We start from the raw sequence: 14,641 nt of genomic DNA, 5'->3' as shown, positions 1-14,641 counted from the left end.
GGCCTAGGGTCGACGGTGCTATGTCTCGCGTAATCCACGTCTTCCGCCAGCCGGATCGGTTCGTCGCCGGCACCGTCGGCGAGCCCGGCGATCGCACGTTCTACCTGCAAGCTTCCGAGGACGTGCGCACCATCAGCGTCACGATCGAAAAGCAGCAGGTCGTCGTCCTCGCGGAGCGCCTCAGCTCGCTGCTCGAAGAGGTCGCCAGCCGGTTCGGTGCCGACGTCCCCGATGACGCCCCGGACGACCTCGTCGACCTCGATCCCCTCACCGTGCCGGTCGAGGAGGAGTTCCGCGTCGGCACCATGGGCCTCGGCTGGGACGCCGACAGCAGCGCCGTCGTCATCGAGCTGCTCGCCATCACCGAGGGCGAGGTCGACGAAACGGTCGTGCTCGACGACACCGAGGAGGGCCCGGACGCCGTCCGCGTCTTCCTCAGCCCGGCCGCCGCCCGCGCCTTCGCCGAACGAGCCGACCGCGTCGTCAACGCCGGCCGCAAGCCGTGCCCGCTGTGCGGCGAGCCGCTCGACCCGGCCGGCCACATCTGCCCCCGGCAGAACGGCTACCGGCGCGAGACCGACGCGGACGAAGACTGACCATGGTCCCCACCCCCGACCCGGCCGACCCGGCGTCGCGCGAGCTGGTCACCCGCGGCCGCATCGACGTCGAGGGACGGCTGGTGGACGCCTCCAACGTCACCCTGTTCTGCGCCATCGAGCTCGACGGCGTCACCGGCCGGGTCGTGTACAAGCCGGTGTCGGGGGAGCGGCCGCTGTGGGACTTCCCCGACGGCACGCTGGCCGGGCGCGAGGTCGCCACCGCGATCATCGCCGACGCCACCGGCCTCGGCGCGATCCCGCCGACCGTGCTGCGCGACGGGCCGTTCGGTCCCGGCATGGTCCAGCTGTGGATCGAAACCACCGAGGACGACCTCGTCGAGGTCCTCCCGCCCGCCGAGCTGCCCGACGGCTGGCGCCCGGTGCTGCACGCCCACGACCGCGACGGCGAGCCTGCGGTGCTGGCCCACGCCGACCACCCCGGGCTGCGCGACCTCGCCGTGCTCGACATCGTCGTCAACAACACCGACCGCAAGGGCGGGCACCTACTGCCCGGCGTCGACGGCCGGGTCTACGGCGTCGACCACGGCATCTGCCTGCACACCGACCCGAAGCTGCGCACCGTGCTGTGGGGCTGGATCGGCGAGCCGGTGCCGCCGGACACCGTCGAGAAGCTGCGCAAACTGCGTTCCGAGCTCGACGGCGAACTCGGCGAGACCCTGGCCGAGCACATCACCCGCTTCGAGATCCGCGCCCTCGCCGAACGCACCGACCTGCTGCTCGCCGAAGGCATCTTCCCCGAGCCCGGCGACGACTGGCGCGCCATCCCTTGGCCCCTGTTCTGATCGACGCCGAGGCCCGAGCCCGGCTCGTCCGCCGCTTCGGCGCCGAACTCGCCGGCCCCTGGTGCGACGCGCTGCCCGGCCTGGTCGGCCGCCTGAGCGCGAACTGGGGCCTGACCGTCCGCGAGGTCCGGCCCGGCAACTCCGGCCGCACCCTGCTGTGCACCGGACCCGACGGTGACCCGCGGGTGCTCAAGCTGACCCCGGACCACGAAGTCGCCCGGCTCGAATTCGCCGGGCTCCGGGCCTGGGCCGGCTGCTCGCGGGCCGTGGAGGTCCTCGACACCGACCTCGGTGCCGGGGCGATTCTGCTCGAAGGCCTGGTCCCCGGCACCGAACTGCGCGGCCGCGAAGTGCCGTGGCCCGAGATCGGCGCGCTGCTCGCCGAGCTGCACGGCGTCGAGCCCCCGCCGGACCTGCCGCCGCTGACCGACCGGGTGACGTTCATGTACGACATCACCGAGCGCACCGTCCCCGGTTCCGCGGCCGAGACCGACCTGACCCCCGAAGTGCTCGCGAGGGCCCGTGCCCGGGCGATGGCGCTGGCCGGGGACGGCCCGGTCGCGGTCGTGCACGGCGACCTGCACCCGGGCAACGTCCTCGACGCCGGCCCCCGCCGCGGCCCGGTGGCCATCGACCCGCGCCCGAGCGTCGGCGACCCGGCCTTCGACCTCGCCGACTGGCTCTACCTGCCGCTGGCCGCCGGCGGCACGCTCGACGACGGCGTCGAGGCCCTCCGCCCGCACCTGCCGGGCCTCGACGCCGGACGCGCCCTCGCGTGGTGCGCCGCGCTGGCACCGCTGGCCGCCCACGCGCCGCTGCGCCGGGGCGAGCGCACGCCGTTCACCGACGCCCTGCTCGAACTGGCCCGCTGACCGGCGTGGCACGACCCCGCCGGGTCCCTCCGCCCACTAAGTTGCCTGGTCGTGCGCTCCCACTCCTATGACGACGACGTGCTCGCCGGCCGACGCCGCAAGAAGGTGCCGGAGGTCCCCGCCGAACCCGGTCTCGTGGTCGAGGACCCGGCCGGCGGCTTCTGCGGCGCGGTGGTGAAGATCGAGTACGGCAACGTCGTGCTCGAAGACGCCAAGGGCCGCCACCGCGTCTTCCCGCTCGCCCCCGCCGGCTTCCTGCTGGAAGGCAAGCCGGTGACGCTCGTGCCCTACCGCGCCCCGGCGAAGGCACCCGCCCGGCAGCTCTCGGCGTCCGGCTCGGTCAAGGTCCAGGGCCTGCAGGCCCGTGTCGCGCGCGACTCCCGCATCTGGGTCGAAGGCAAGCACGACGCCGAGCTCGTCGAACGCGTCTGGGGCCACGACCTGCGCGTCGAAGGCGTCGTCGTCGAACCGCTGGACGGCGTCGACGTGCTCGCCGACCGGATCGCCGAGTTCGGCACCGGTCCCGGCCGCCGCCTGGGCGTGCTGGTCGACCACCTCGTGCCGGGCAGCAAGGAGTCCCGGCTCGTCGGGGCGATCCGCGACGAGAACGTGCTGGTCACCGGCCACCCCTACATCGACGTCTGGGAAGCCGTGCGGCCTGAGGCGGTCGGGATCCGCGCGTGGCCGAAGATCCCGCGCGGCACCGAGTGGAAGCAGGGGATCTGCGACGCGCTCGGCTGGGGGCAACCTTTCGAAGGCTGGCAACGTGTCCTGAGCGGGGTGAGCAGTTTCCGCGACCTCGAGACCCCGCTCATCGGGGCCGTGGAGCGGCTCATCGACTTCGTCACCGAACCCGCCGAGGAGGACTGAATGTCCGATTTGTCCAAGGTCACGCGAAGGTTACGTCCCGTCACCGCGCCGGTGCGATCCGGCGCGATCTGAGAGCATGAAGCCATGTCTTGGGCACTGGTCTGGTTGATCGTCGGCATCGCCCTGATGATCGCGGAGGTCGTCTCCGGCGACTTCGTGCTGATCATGCTGGGGGTCGGGGCGCTGTTCGGCGCCGGGGCCGAGGTGCTCACCGGGAACCTGTTCATCGACGTCGCCGTGTTCGCCGTCGCCTCCGCCGGCATGCTCGCGCTGGTGCGGCCCGCGCTCAAGCGCCGCTTCCTCGCCGGCCCGACCCACCACACCGGCATCGACGCGCTGATCGGCGCCCGCGCCGTCGTCCTGTCCACAGTGGACTTCGAGGCGGGCCGGGTGAAGCTGGCCGGCGACGTCTGGTCGGCCCGCAGCATGTCCGAGCACCTCCCGCCCATCCAGCCCGGTACGTCGGTCACGGTCGTCGAAATCTCCGGAGCCACTGCCGTCGTGTCGGCCGAGCCGTGAGCCTCGGGCTCGTCACCGTCGGCGAAGGCCGCGCCGCGGTGATCGAACGGCTCGGGAAGTTCCGCGCCGTGCTCGGCCCCGGCCGCCACTTCGTCCTGCCCTTCGCCGACCGCGTCCGGGTGCGCGTCGACCTGGGCGAGCAGATCCTGACCGCCCCGCCGCGGCCCGTCGAGACCGGGGACGGCAAGGAAGTCGAGGCGGGGTTCGAAATCGTCTTCGTGATCACCGACCCGCGGCTGGCGACCTACACGGTCACGAACCCGGCGATCGCGATCGAGCAGCTCACCCGCACCGCGCTGCGGCAGGAAGCCGGCCTGACCACCGCCGAGCGCGCCGTCGCCGCGCCGGGGGACCTCCACCGTACAGTGTGGACGGTCCTGCACGACACCACCGGCCGCTGGGGCGTCGCCGTGAAGCAGCTCGAGCTTTCGGTGCGTCCGCCCGCGGCGCCGGGAACACCGTCCACCGCACAAGAATGGTACTAGGTAAGGGGAAATTCTCTTGACCGGATTTGTGATCGGGCTGGTCATAGCCTTGGCCCTGCTCGTGGTCATCACGATAGCCAAGGCGGTCATGGTGGTGCCGCAGGCGCAGTCCGCCGTGATCGAGCGGCTCGGCCGGTTCCGCACGGTCGCCTCGCCGGGCCTGAACATCCTCGTGCCGTTCCTGGACAAGGTGCGCGCCCGGATCGACCTGCGCGAGCAGGTCGTCTCGTTCCCGCCGCAGCCGGTGATCACCGAAGACAACCTGACGGTGTCGATCGACACGGTCGTGTACTTCCAGGTCACCGACTCGCGTGCCGCGGTGTACGAGATCTCGAACTACATCGTCGGTGTCGAGCAGCTGACCACCACCACGCTCCGCAACGTCGTCGGTGGCATGAGCCTCGAGCAGACCCTGACCTCCCGCGACTCGATCAACACCCAGCTGCGCGGCGTGCTGGACGAAGCGACCGGCCGGTGGGGCATCCGCGTGAGCCGGGTCGAGCTCAAGGCGATCGACCCGCCGCCCTCCATCCAGGACTCGATGGAGAAGCAGATGCGCGCCGACCGCGAGAAGCGCGCCATGATCCTCACCGCCGAAGGCCAGCGGGAGTCGGCGATCAAGACCGCGGAAGGCCAGAAGCAGAGCCAGATCCTCTCCGCCGAGGGTGCCCGCCAGGCGACCATCCTCGCGGCCGAGGCCGAGCGGCAGTCCCGGATCCTGCGCGCGCAGGGTGAGCGGGCCGCGCGCTACCTGCAGGCGCAGGGCCAGGCGAAGGCGATCGAGAAGGTGTTCGCCGCGATCAAGGCCGGCCGCCCGACCCCGGAGGTGCTGGCCTACCAGTACCTGCAGACGCTGCCGCAGATGGCGCAGGGCGACGCGAACAAGGTCTGGATGATCCCCAGCGACTACGGCAAGGCCCTCGAAGGCTTCGCCCGCGCGCTCGGCGCCCCCGGCGACGACGGCGTGTTCCGCTACGAGCCGCCGAAGGACGACGACGTCCCGGCCAAGCCCGACCTCGAGGACGACGAGGTCTCCAGCTGGTTCGAGACGAAGAGCGACCCGAAGGTCGCCGAGGCCGTCGCAGCCGCGGAAGCCGTGGCTCGCAAGGAGGTCCCGGCGATCGGGGCCTCGTCGACGCCGCCCGCGCGGCCGTCGATCCCGCGCCCGGCCCAGCCGCAGGCCGCGCCGGAAGAGGACGAGGACCGCGGCACGGAGGTCACCCCGGCGCCGCAGCCGCCGACCCCGCAGAGCGGCCAGCCCGCGCTGCCGCAGCCGCAGTCCCCGGCCGGCCCGCCCCCGGGTGCCCAGCAGTATCAGGGCCAGCCGGCACCGCAGTCGCCGCCCCCGGGCCAGTACGGCGGCCCGCAGCAGCAGAACCCGGGCAGCGGGCCCTTCCCGCAGCAGCCCCCGTTCGGCGGCCCCCAGGGCGGCCCGCGCCGCTGACCCGCAAAGCCGTGAAGGCCTCCTTACCGGCTCTATTGGCCGGTAAGGAGGCCTTCACGGCTTTTCAGCGCTGGTACACGGAAACGTCGTCGATGTCGGCCTTCGAGCGGTCCTTCAGCGCGATCACGCACGCCACCGTGACCACCGCCGACAGCACGATGTAGGCCGAGATCGAGTACGGCGTCCCGGTCGTGTGCAGCAGCCACGTCGCCAGCAGCGGCGCCGGGCCGCCCGCGAACACCGACGCCAGCTGGTAACCCAGCCCGGCGCCGCCGTAGCGCAGGTGCGTCGGGAAACTCTCGCCGATCAGCGCCGCCTGCGGGCCGTACTGCAGCGCGTGCGGGATGAACGACACCACGACCGCGGCGAACACCAGCGCGTGGCTGCCGTGCGCGAGGATCGTGAAGTACGGGAACGCGATCACGGCGGTGAACACGGCCCCGGTCAGGTACACCTTCTTGCGCCCGAAGCGGTCCGACAGCGCGGAGAACAACGGGATCAGCGCCAGCTCGCACGCCGCCCCGACGAGGACCGCGTTGAGCACGAACGTCTTGCTGAACTCGTGCCGCGCGACGACGTAGATCAGCACGTAGCTGGTGAACAGGTAGAACGGCATCTGCTCGCTGAACCGGACCCCGGCCGAGAGCAGGATTTCGCGCCAGTGGTGCCGGATCGCGTCCAGCACCGGCGTCTTCGCGGTCTGCCGGTTTTCGACGAGCTTGGCGAACATCGGCGTCTCGAGGATCTTCAGCCGGATCACCAGCCCGACCGCGACCAGGATCAGGCTGGCCAGGAACGGCAGCCGCCAGCCCCAGGAGTCGAACGCCGCGGGGGAGAGGGTCGCCGACAGCAGCGTCATCCCGCCGGTGCCGAGCACCAGCCCGACCGGGACGCCGATCTGCGCGAAACTGCCGAGCAGGCCGCGTTTGCGCTGGTCGCCCCACTCCATCGCGAGCAGCACCGAGCCGCTCCACTCACCGCCGATGGCGATGCCCTGCACGAGCCGCAGCAGCACCAGCAGCAGCGGTGCGGCGAACCCGATCGCCGACGTCCCGGGCAGCATCCCGACGACGCCGGAGGAGATGCCCATCAGCAGCAGGGTGACGATCAGCGTCGCCTTCCGCCCGATCCGGTCACCCCAGTGCCCGAAGATCGCGGCCCCGACCGGGCGCGCGGCGAACCCGACCGCGTAGGTGGCGAACGACTGCATCGCACCCGCGTAAGCACTCGACGCGGGGAAGAACAGGTGCGGGAAAACCAGCGCCGCCGCGGTGTTGTAGAGGAAGAAGTCGTACCACTCGATCGTCGTGCCGATGGCGCTCGCCAGCGCCGCCCGCCGCACTTGCACCCGCCCTGACCTGCTGTCCGGCTCCACCTTGTGAGTGACTCCGTTGTCGCCCAAGACCATCTCGCAACACCTCCGGTGACTGATGTCACACGACAGTGTGACGCTCGTCGACGGTTTCGGCGATCGATGACCGGATTCTCGTCCAGTCGGTGACCAACTAAGTGCAGATTCGGCAACTTTGCAGATTCGGCAAGTACGGCTATGGTGGACTCATGGACGCCCCAGGCCTGCGTGAGCGCAAGAAGCACGAGACGCGCATCGCGCTGAGCTGGGCGGCCATCCGGCTGACCGTCGAACGCGGCTACGACAACGTCCGGATCGAAGACATCGCCGCCGAGGCTGGGGTGTCCACCCGGACCTTCAGTAACTACTTCGGCAGCAAGGGCGAAGCCATCGTCGCCCGCCACCACGACCGGGCGCGGGCGATCGCCGCCGCGCTGCGGGAGCGGCCCGACGGCGAACCGATCTGGGAGGCCGTCACCCAGGCGGCGCTCGAGGGGTTCCCGCTCGGCGAGCCCACCGGGCAAGCCGCCGACCGGTCGTGGATCGAAGGGCTGCGGCTGATGGTCGCGGAACCCGCACTGCAGGGCGAGTTCCAGAAAGCCGGCGCGGCGGCCGAAGCCGAGTTCGCCGCCGCCGTCGCCGAACGCACCGGCACCGACCCGGCCCGGGACATCTACCCGCGGCTGGTCGCCGGGGTCGTCGGGGCCGCGCTCACCGTCGTCACCCAGCAGTGGCTCGTCGCCGAGCCGCCCCCACCGCTCGAAACGCTCCTGCGCGACGTGTTCGGCCGGCTCGCCGCCGGCCTGCCCGAACCGCGCTGACCCTGCCCTGAATCCGCAGCTGCCCGCTCGACGGGCCATTTCGTGCTGCCTGCAGTGCTTGCCAGAGAAGGAGTTCCGCCATGGAAGACGTCGTCATCGCCGGAGCCGGGCCCAACGGCCTGATGCTCGCCTGCGAACTCGCCCTCGCCGGCGTTCGCCCGCTGGTGCTGGAACGGCTCCCCGAGCCGACCGCGGAGAACCGCGCCAACGGGCTCGTCGGCCAGGTCGTGCGCCTGCTCGACCGCCGTGGGCTCCACGAGCGGCTGGCCGGCCCGCTCGGCCCGCCCGTGCCGGCGTTCGTCTTCGGGGCGATGCGCCTCGACCTCACCCTGACCGAGCCGAACCCGCTCACGATCCTCGGCGTACCGCAGAAACGCGTCGAGGCGATGCTCACCGAACGCGCCGCCGAACTCGGCGTCGAAATCCGCCGCGGCCACGAACTCACCGGCCTCACGCAGGACGCCGACACGGTCACCGTCGACGTGTCCGGCCCCGACGGCCCCTCGCGGATCACCACCCGGTACCTCGTCGGCGCCGACGGCGGCCGCAGCGCGACCCGCAAGCTGGCCGGCATCGGTTTCCCCGGCGTGACGGAAGATCGCACGCTCTCCTTCTCCTCGCACGCACGCGTGCCCGCGGAGTTCGTCGACGCCGCGTCCGGTGGCGTGCGGGTGCCGGGGCACGGCGTGATCCCGCCGTTCTTCCACTACCGCACCGAAACCGGCCTGTTCGTCCACGCGCCGTTCCCCACCGGCCCGCTGATCAGCACCGTGGAGTGGACCGACGGCGAAGAAGCAGAAGACGAGCCGCCGATGACCTTCGAGGACCAGGTCGCCAGCGTCCATCGCGTCCTCGGCTTCGCCCTGCCGCTCGACCCGCCCGAAGGCGACGGGCCGCACCTGCTGCGGCGGTTGCGCGGGCGCAACACCCGGCTGGCCGACAAGTACCGCGACGGGCGCGTCCTGCTGGTCGGCGACGCCGCGCACATCCACTCCGCGATCGGCGGCCCCGGCCTCAACCTCGGCCTGCAGGACGCGGCCGCCCTCGGCTGGAAACTCGCCGCGGCGGTGCGCGGCTGGGCCCCGGCGGGTCTGCTCGACACCTACGAGAGCGAACGCCGCCCGGTCGCCGAACGCGTCGTCATGCACACCCAGGCCCAGTCCGCGCTGATCTCGCCGGGGAGCAACGTCACCGCGCTGCGCGAACTGTTCGGCGAACTGCTGCGGCTACCGGGCACCGTGCAGCACATCGCCGACCTGATGTCCGGCGCCGACGTCCGCTACGAACCGGCCACCGACCACCCCCTCGACGGCCGCTGGGCCCCGGACCTGGTGCTGGCCGACGGCACCCGCCTCGCCGAGCTGACCACGACGGCCCGCCCGCTGCTGCTGGACTTCACCGGCTCGCTCGGGGAAGAGCTGCGCGGCTGGACCGACCGGGTCGACCTCGTGCCGGGCCAGGCGCCGGGAGAGGTGACCGCGTTGCTCATCCGGCCCGATGGTTACGTCGCTTGGGCGTCGAGCTCGCCGGAACCGGGCGACACCGAGCGCAAGGCCCTGCGGGCGGCGCTGGAGCGGTGGTTCGGCAGCCCGGTTGACATGTAGGAGATCTCCTACGTATGGTCGGCGGCATGACGATCACGCACGTGCAGTTCCTGACCCTGCCGGTCGCCGACCACGCTCGCGCGCGGGACTTCTACGTCGGCAAGCTCGGCTTCGAAGCGCTCGTCGACCGCCGCACGCCCGAGGGCGGCCGGTTCGTCATGGTCGCGCCGAAGGGGGCGCAGACCGGCGTCGTGCTGACCGACCAGCAGGTCACCGGGATCGAGCCGGGCCCGCGGCACTTCCAGCTGCAGACCACCGACCTCGACACCGACGTGGCCGCGCTGCGGGCGGCCGGGGTCGAGGTGGCCGAGCCGCGGGAGCAGCCGTGGGGCCGGGCGACGTCGTTCCGGGACCTCGACGGCCACACCCTCGGCCTGCTCCAGCCGTCGGACCTCGGGAACGTGCCGCGCTGATGCCGGTCAACGACGACGTCTTCGCCGCGCTGGCCAGCCCGGCCCGGCGCCAGGTCCTGCGGCTGCTGCTGGACGGCCCGATGGCGGCGGGCGCGCTCGCCGAACGGTTCGACATGGCCCGGCCGAGCCTGTCGGAACACCTCCGGGTGCTCCGGGAGGCGGGCCTGGTCGCCGAGCAGCGGCAGGGCCGCAACCGCGTCTACCGGCTGGACGCGGCGCCGCTGGAAGAAGTCAGGGACTGGCTCACGCCGTACGAACGCTTCTGGCGCGGCAAGCTCGCCAACCTGCGTGACCTGCTCGACGAGGAGGAAGACCTGTGACCGAAGACGATCCCACCGCGATCCACGTCGACCAGTTCCTCGCCCACCCGGCCCGCAAGGTGTGGCGCGCGCTGACCGAACCCGACCTGCTCGAACGCTGGATCAGCATGCCCAACGACATCAAACCCGTGGTGGGGCACCGCTTCGAGCTGCTGGCCGAGCCGGTGCCCGCGGCCGGGTTCGCCGGCGGGCCGGTGGCGTGCGAGGTGCTGGAGGTCGAGCCCGAGCGCAAGCTCAGCATCCGCTGGGGTCCGCAGTGGACGGTCACCTGGCGGCTGGTCCCCGAAGGCACCGGCACCCGCCTGTTCCTCAGCCACGAGGGGTTCGACCCGGACGACGAGTTCCAGCGCGTCTCCCGCCGGATCATGGGTGGCGGCTGGCGGTCCCACGTGCCGCGCGCGCTGGCCCGATTGCTGGACACGCTGCCTGACCCGATCCCGTTACGATCGGGTGGTGAGCTCCGCGACCGCTGACCCCCACGCGTCGAAACCGCTGCGTGCCGACGCCCGCCGCAACCGGGCGCGGGTGCTGGAAGCCGCCGAGAGCGTGTTCGCCACCAAGGGCACCGGGGCGCCGACCGAAGAGGTCGCCCGCGCCGCCGGGGTCGGCATCGGCACGGTGTTCCGGCACTTCCCGACGAAGGAAGCCCTGCTCGAAGCGGTGCTCGTCGCCCGGCTGCGCCGGTTCGTGGACCAGGCCGAGGCCGCCGTCGCGGCGGAGTCCGCGGATCCGGGCGGCGCGTTCTTCACGTTCCTGACCAGCTGGATCGAGATGTCGAGCGCGAAGAACGCCTACTTCGAAGCGCTCACCGCGGCCGGGGTCACCGTGCCGGTGGCGAAGTCCGACATCGGCGCCCGCCTGATGGAGGCGCTCGGTGTGCTGCTTTCGCGCGCGCAGGGCGCGGGCGCGGTGCGCGAGGACCTCGTCGTCGGCGAGCTGATCACCATCATCATCGGGGTCGCGCGGGCCGCCGAGTACGCCGGCCCGGACGCGCGGCTGCGCGACCGGGCCGTGGCGATCCTCTTCGACGGCCTCCGCACGTCAGCGGGGCAGCGGCGCTGAGGCGACCGGCTCCAGCGTCGGGCGCTTCGCGCTGAGCGTGTCGCCGGACGACTCGCCCTTCACCCGCCGCCGCACCCACGGCAGCGCGTGTTCGCGCGCCCACTGCAGGTTCTGGCTGCGGCGCTCGGCCGGGCTCAGCACCGCACGCGGCGCCAGTTCCGGGGTGAGCAGCGGGTGTTCGACCCCGAGCACCCGCAGCACCTCGATCGCGACCTCGGTGTGGCCGAGCGCGTTGAGGTGCAGGCGGTCCGGCGCCCAGAACCGGCGGTCGCACAGCTGCCGCATCGACCACAGGTCCACCAGCAGGGCGTCGTGGCGGGCCGCGATGCCGCGCACGAGCTCGTTGTAGATCGCCACCCGGCCCCGGATGGCGCGGAACAGCGGGTCCTCGACGCCGTCGACCCCGGTGAACAGGATCAGGTGGGCGCCGGTGGCCCGGATCCGCGCGACGGCGGTTTCGTAGTCGACGAGCAGCGCGTCGATGTCCACCTTCGGGCGCATGAGGTCGTTGCCGCCGGCGTAGAGGCTGACCAGGTCCGCCTCCAGGGCGAGTGCCGGCTCGAGCTGCTCGCCGAGGATCTGCGGCAGCAGCTTCCCGCGGATGGCGAGGTTGGCGTACCGGAACTCCGGCTCACGAGCGGCGAGCTGTTCGGCGACGCGGTCGGCCCAGCCGCGCACCCCGTTCGGGGCGGCCGGGTCGTCGTCGCCGACGCCTTCGGTGAACGAGTCCCCCAATACCACTAAGCGCTTGCTCATGTCCGCAGTCTAAGCAGTCTGCCGGCTGTCCCGTTGCATGGCTCCTTCATCTCGGAGTACGTCAGTGGCCTGGACCAGATCGTCGATTCTCTGGCGACCTGACTGCCGAGGCGCACCCGATCCAGGTCATCCGTCTTCAAGCGCTGACCTGCCGGGCCCGGTGGTCGGCGACGTGCACGCGCGTCGCGCACCGCGTCGAGCAGAACCGGCGGCGGCCGTTGCGGGACGTGTCGACGTATGCCGTTTCGCAGCCTTCGCGACCGCAGATCCCCAGCCGGTCCGGGGCCTCGCACACCAGGTGGGCGAGGCCCCCCGCGGTGTAGGCGCGCACCCGGCCGACCGGCCCGGCGTCGGCCGCCGAGTAGTGCAGGTGCGGTGGCTTGTCGTCGTGGGTGGTGATGTACGGGCGGCACGCGGCTTCCGCCAGCAGCGCGTTGACCAGGTCCGGCCGGCTTTCCGGTGGAGCGGCAAACACCGGCCGCAACTGGCCGGCCCACTCGGCGATCCGGGTGGCTTCGGTGTCGGTCAGCGCCTGGATCGCCATGCCGTTGCGAACCATTCCGTCCAGCAGCTCGCTCGCGGACCCGGCGTTGACCAGGTCGGCGGCCACGAGCGCGGCCGGGCCGCCGTAAGGGTTGAAGTGCACTAACTCATTACAGCACGATCGAGGGCATGGACGTCAACCGTTGCCCCCGCTGCGGCTGGCCGCTCGCCGAACTGCCGGCGACCGCGGCCCAGCGCGCTTCCCACCGGCTCGACTACGTGCGCTGCGTCTGCGGCAGCTGGCTCGCCCGGCTCGACGGCGAAGTCGTCGGCGCCACCCGGCCGGCCCGGTGAATCAGAGGTCGAGCACGCCCGCCGCGTTGTCGTTCCACTGGTCGACGCGGCGGATGTACTCGTAGAGCGCGCGGCTGCCGCGGACCCAGCGGCCCTGGTCGGCGATCGCGAGGTCGTCCGCGCCGGCCCGGCGGGCCTCGGTGGCGAACCCGGAACGCAGGGAGTGCCCGGTCACCGGGTAGGGCAGGCCCGCGCGGACGCCGGCCCGGGTGAGGATCTGGTTGACGCCGGTGGTGCTCAGCGCGGGCTCGCCGACGTTGCCGTGCCGGTCGACGCGGCGGAACGCGGGTCCCTCGGCGATCCCGGCGCCCGACCGCCACGCGTGCCACGCCCGCACCGGGTCGGTCTCGGGGTTCTCGCGCCGCGGGACGACCATGTCGCCGGTGCTCTTGCCGTGCCGCACGGTCACCGCGAGCCCGCGGTCGTCGACCGGCTCGACGTCGGTGACCAGCAGGTTCGCCAGGTCCGAGCAGCGGGCGGCGATCGGGAAGCCGATGAGCAGCATCGCGCGGTCGCGGGCGCCGGACAGGGTGTCCGGGCAGGCGCGGGACATGGCCCGCAGGTCGGCGAGGGTCACCATGGTGGCCTTGCCGCGCCCGCGCTGGACGCCGTCCCTGGCCAGCCGCTGCCGGTAGCCCTTCAGCGCGCGCCAGGCGGCGCGGCTCGCTTCGGGGTCGACGACGACCTTGTGGTGCCGCAGCCCGGCGAGCGCCCCGGTGAGCCGCCGCTCGATCGTCGACGGCGCCGCCGGCGCGGCCAGCTCGGGCACTTCCGGCACAGTCCGTTCGTCCGGGCGCAGCGTGCGGCCGCGTTCGAGCCACACGACGAACCCGGTCAGCGCGCCGATCGTCGCCGACAACGGCGGGATCCCGGCCTCGGCGGTGTAGTCCAGCCACACCTGCCAGTCCTGGGCGTAGGCCTTGAGCGTGTTCGGCGGGCGCTGCCCGTCGACGTGCCGGGCCGCGGCCTCGTCCAGCAGCGCGAGCCGTTCGGCCGGACTGGCGGCGGCGAGATCGGCGTCGGTCACCGGTTGCAGGTCGGGCACGCGCCGAGGTTACGGGATGTCGATCTCCGCGGGCAGGAACCGGTCCAGGGCGTCGGCCACCTCATCGGGGCGTTCGAGGGTCTGGATGTGCGGGGCGCCGGGAACGACCTCCAGCTTCGCGCCCCCGCCGATCCGCGCGGCGACGGCGGCCATGCCGTCGATGGTGATCGACGCGTCGGCCTCCCCGGCGAGCGCCAGTGCCGGGGCCGGGAAGCCGCGCAGCCGCTCGTAGACGTCGAGTCCGCCGTAGCCACGCCAGATCGACGCCCACGTGACCGGGTCGAAGGAGGCGACGCACTCGCGGGCGTAGCGCACCCCTTCGGTGTCGGCTTCGAGCGCGGCGGCGGTGAACCACCGTTCCAGGGTCGGCCCGACCAGCGGTGCCATGCCGCCGGTCTCGGCGATGCGCGCGCGTTCCTCGAACGCCGCCGGAACCGGGCGGTCCGGCGCGCCCAGCAAGGTCAGCGAGGCGAACCGGCCGGGTGCGGCGACGGCGGCGGTCTGCGCGATCGCCCCGCCCAGCGACAACCCGGCGACGTGGGCGATGCCCAGCTCGAGCGCGTCGAGCACGGCCAGGAGGTCGGCGCCGGCGGCGGCCGTCGTGAACGGCAGCGGTGCGCCGGCGGCGGAGCCGTGCCCGCGGATGTCGTAGGCGAACACCCGCCGCCCGGTCGCGAGCCGATCGAGCACCGGGTCCCACATGCGGCGGTCCAGGCCCAGGGAGTGCACGAGCAGCACGGCGGGGCCGTGGGTGCCGCGGGTGGTCACGGTGGTCTCGTGGTCGGAAGCGCGAATCCTCATGCCTTGATCTTCCCGGCCTCGTCCACGCAAAATCCGTGC

The 14,641-nt window shown here is 72.5% G+C and carries 19 protein-coding genes; 14 read left to right on the top strand and 5 right to left on the bottom strand.

What is annotated here, in order from left to right; translation table 11 throughout:
• Window positions 1–20 precede the first annotated feature (20 nt).
• From SD460_RS25250 to SD460_RS25220, 7 genes are all read left to right on the top strand, one after another.
• Window positions 21–596, top strand: a complete 576-nt coding sequence (locus tag SD460_RS25250) for a DUF3090 domain-containing protein (RefSeq protein WP_290051085.1) — start codon at window positions 21–23, stop codon at window positions 594–596.
• A gap of 2 nt (window positions 597–598) precedes the next feature.
• Entirely contained in the window at window positions 599–1,402 is an 804-nt protein-coding gene (locus SD460_RS25245) for an SCO1664 family protein (RefSeq protein WP_290051083.1), read from the top strand.
• A complete protein-coding gene (locus SD460_RS25240; protein ID WP_290051082.1) occupies window positions 1,387–2,274 on the top strand; it encodes an aminoglycoside phosphotransferase family protein in 888 nt (295 codons plus the stop codon). The genes SD460_RS25245 and SD460_RS25240 overlap by 16 nt, the downstream gene beginning before the upstream one ends.
• Window positions 2,275–2,325: 51 nt before the next feature.
• A complete protein-coding gene (locus SD460_RS25235) occupies window positions 2,326–3,144 on the top strand; it encodes a DUF3097 domain-containing protein (RefSeq protein ID WP_290051080.1) in 819 nt (272 codons plus the stop codon).
• An 84-nt stretch (window positions 3,145–3,228) separates the two neighbouring features.
• The gene (locus SD460_RS25230; RefSeq protein WP_290051077.1) at window positions 3,229–3,663 is read left to right on the top strand and encodes an NfeD family protein; all 435 of its coding nucleotides are present in this window, start codon (window positions 3,229–3,231) and stop codon (window positions 3,661–3,663) included.
• Window positions 3,660–4,148, top strand: a complete 489-nt coding sequence (locus tag SD460_RS25225) for an SPFH domain-containing protein (RefSeq protein WP_290051075.1) — start codon at window positions 3,660–3,662, stop codon at window positions 4,146–4,148. Before SD460_RS25230 ends, SD460_RS25225 begins: the two co-directional genes overlap by 4 nt.
• A gap of 16 nt (window positions 4,149–4,164) precedes the next feature.
• Window positions 4,165–5,592, top strand: coding sequence for an SPFH domain-containing protein (locus SD460_RS25220; RefSeq protein WP_318306814.1), 1,428 nt, complete (start codon window positions 4,165–4,167; stop codon window positions 5,590–5,592).
• Window positions 5,593–5,656: 64 nt separating this feature from the next.
• Here SD460_RS25220 and SD460_RS25215 read toward each other — a convergent pair whose 3' ends face one another.
• Complete coding sequence (locus tag SD460_RS25215; RefSeq protein ID WP_290051071.1) at window positions 5,657–7,000, bottom strand: MFS transporter; 1,344 nt, start codon at window positions 6,998–7,000, stop codon at window positions 5,657–5,659.
• Window positions 7,001–7,152: 152 nt separating this feature from the next.
• Here SD460_RS25215 and SD460_RS25210 point away from each other — a divergent pair, with 152 nt between their 5' ends.
• From SD460_RS25210 to SD460_RS25185, 6 genes are all read left to right on the top strand, one after another.
• Window positions 7,153–7,764, top strand: a complete 612-nt coding sequence (locus SD460_RS25210) for a TetR/AcrR family transcriptional regulator (protein WP_290051069.1) — start codon at window positions 7,153–7,155, stop codon at window positions 7,762–7,764.
• An 80-nt stretch (window positions 7,765–7,844) separates the two neighbouring features.
• Window positions 7,845–9,368: an FAD-dependent monooxygenase gene (locus SD460_RS25205; protein ID WP_290051066.1), complete on the top strand. Its 1,524-nt coding sequence runs from the start codon at window positions 7,845–7,847 to the stop codon at window positions 9,366–9,368.
• A gap of 26 nt (window positions 9,369–9,394) precedes the next feature.
• Complete coding sequence (locus SD460_RS25200; protein ID WP_290051063.1) at window positions 9,395–9,781, top strand: VOC family protein; 387 nt, start codon at window positions 9,395–9,397, stop codon at window positions 9,779–9,781.
• Window positions 9,781–10,101: a metalloregulator ArsR/SmtB family transcription factor gene (locus SD460_RS25195; RefSeq protein ID WP_290051061.1), complete on the top strand. Its 321-nt coding sequence runs from the start codon at window positions 9,781–9,783 to the stop codon at window positions 10,099–10,101. The genes SD460_RS25200 and SD460_RS25195 overlap by 1 nt, the downstream gene beginning before the upstream one ends.
• The gene (locus tag SD460_RS25190) at window positions 10,098–10,574 is read left to right on the top strand and encodes an SRPBCC family protein (protein ID WP_290051058.1); all 477 of its coding nucleotides are present in this window, start codon (window positions 10,098–10,100) and stop codon (window positions 10,572–10,574) included. Before SD460_RS25195 ends, SD460_RS25190 begins: the two co-directional genes overlap by 4 nt.
• Window positions 10,552–11,163, top strand: coding sequence for a TetR/AcrR family transcriptional regulator (locus tag SD460_RS25185; protein ID WP_290051056.1), 612 nt, complete (start codon window positions 10,552–10,554; stop codon window positions 11,161–11,163). The genes SD460_RS25190 and SD460_RS25185 overlap by 23 nt, the downstream gene beginning before the upstream one ends.
• Here SD460_RS25185 and SD460_RS25180 read toward each other — a convergent pair.
• Entirely contained in the window at window positions 11,143–11,919 is a 777-nt protein-coding gene (locus tag SD460_RS25180) for an SGNH/GDSL hydrolase family protein (RefSeq protein ID WP_290051054.1), read from the bottom strand. The two genes, SD460_RS25185 and SD460_RS25180, sit on opposite strands and share 21 nt — an antisense overlap.
• Window positions 11,920–12,055: 136 nt before the next feature.
• Window positions 12,056–12,565, bottom strand: coding sequence for a CGNR zinc finger domain-containing protein (locus tag SD460_RS25175; RefSeq protein ID WP_290051051.1), 510 nt, complete (start codon window positions 12,563–12,565; stop codon window positions 12,056–12,058).
• A gap of 26 nt (window positions 12,566–12,591) precedes the next feature.
• On the opposite strand from SD460_RS25175, the gene SD460_RS25170 reads away from it, so the two are divergent.
• Window positions 12,592–12,756: a hypothetical protein gene (locus SD460_RS25170; RefSeq protein ID WP_166640695.1), complete on the top strand. Its 165-nt coding sequence runs from the start codon at window positions 12,592–12,594 to the stop codon at window positions 12,754–12,756.
• A 1-nt stretch (window position 12,757) separates the two neighbouring features.
• On the opposite strand, the gene SD460_RS25165 is transcribed toward SD460_RS25170, so the two are convergent.
• Window positions 12,758–13,801 carry a site-specific integrase gene (locus tag SD460_RS25165; protein ID WP_290051044.1) on the bottom strand — a complete coding sequence of 348 codons (1,044 nt, stop codon included), beginning with the start codon at window positions 13,799–13,801 and terminating at the stop codon, window positions 12,758–12,760.
• A gap of 9 nt (window positions 13,802–13,810) precedes the next feature.
• The gene (locus SD460_RS25160; RefSeq protein ID WP_290051041.1) at window positions 13,811–14,602 is read right to left on the bottom strand and encodes an alpha/beta fold hydrolase; all 792 of its coding nucleotides are present in this window, start codon (window positions 14,600–14,602) and stop codon (window positions 13,811–13,813) included.
• Between the last annotated feature and the right edge of the window lie 39 nt (window positions 14,603–14,641).

This window comes from Amycolatopsis solani (assembly GCF_033441515.1).
Lineage (GTDB): Bacteria > Actinomycetota > Actinomycetes > Mycobacteriales > Pseudonocardiaceae > Amycolatopsis > Amycolatopsis solani.
Note: the sequence above shows the minus strand (reverse complement) of the source record. Positions and strands in the feature narration are given on the sequence as shown.

Coding starts and splice junctions, on each gene's coding strand:
- SD460_RS25245 (WP_290051083.1), top strand. CDS start 599: ATGGTCCCCACCCCCGACCCGGCCGACCCGGCGTCGCGCGAGCTGGTC.
- SD460_RS25210 (WP_290051069.1), top strand. CDS start 7,153: ATGGACGCCCCAGGCCTGCGTGAGCGCAAGAAGCACGAGACGCGCATC.
- SD460_RS25215 (WP_290051071.1), bottom strand. CDS start 7,000: ATGGTCTTGGGCGACAACGGAGTCACTCACAAGGTGGAGCCGGACAGC.
- SD460_RS25160 (WP_290051041.1), bottom strand. CDS start 14,602: ATGAGGATTCGCGCTTCCGACCACGAGACCACCGTGACCACCCGCGGC.
- SD460_RS25195 (WP_290051061.1), top strand. CDS start 9,781: ATGCCGGTCAACGACGACGTCTTCGCCGCGCTGGCCAGCCCGGCCCGG.
- SD460_RS25200 (WP_290051063.1), top strand. CDS start 9,395: ATGACGATCACGCACGTGCAGTTCCTGACCCTGCCGGTCGCCGACCAC.
- SD460_RS25180 (WP_290051054.1), bottom strand. CDS start 11,919: ATGAGCAAGCGCTTAGTGGTATTGGGGGACTCGTTCACCGAAGGCGTC.
- SD460_RS25230 (WP_290051077.1), top strand. CDS start 3,229: ATGTCTTGGGCACTGGTCTGGTTGATCGTCGGCATCGCCCTGATGATC.
- SD460_RS25170 (WP_166640695.1), top strand. CDS start 12,592: ATGGACGTCAACCGTTGCCCCCGCTGCGGCTGGCCGCTCGCCGAACTG.
- SD460_RS25250 (WP_290051085.1), top strand. CDS start 21: ATGTCTCGCGTAATCCACGTCTTCCGCCAGCCGGATCGGTTCGTCGCC.
- SD460_RS25205 (WP_290051066.1), top strand. CDS start 7,845: ATGGAAGACGTCGTCATCGCCGGAGCCGGGCCCAACGGCCTGATGCTC.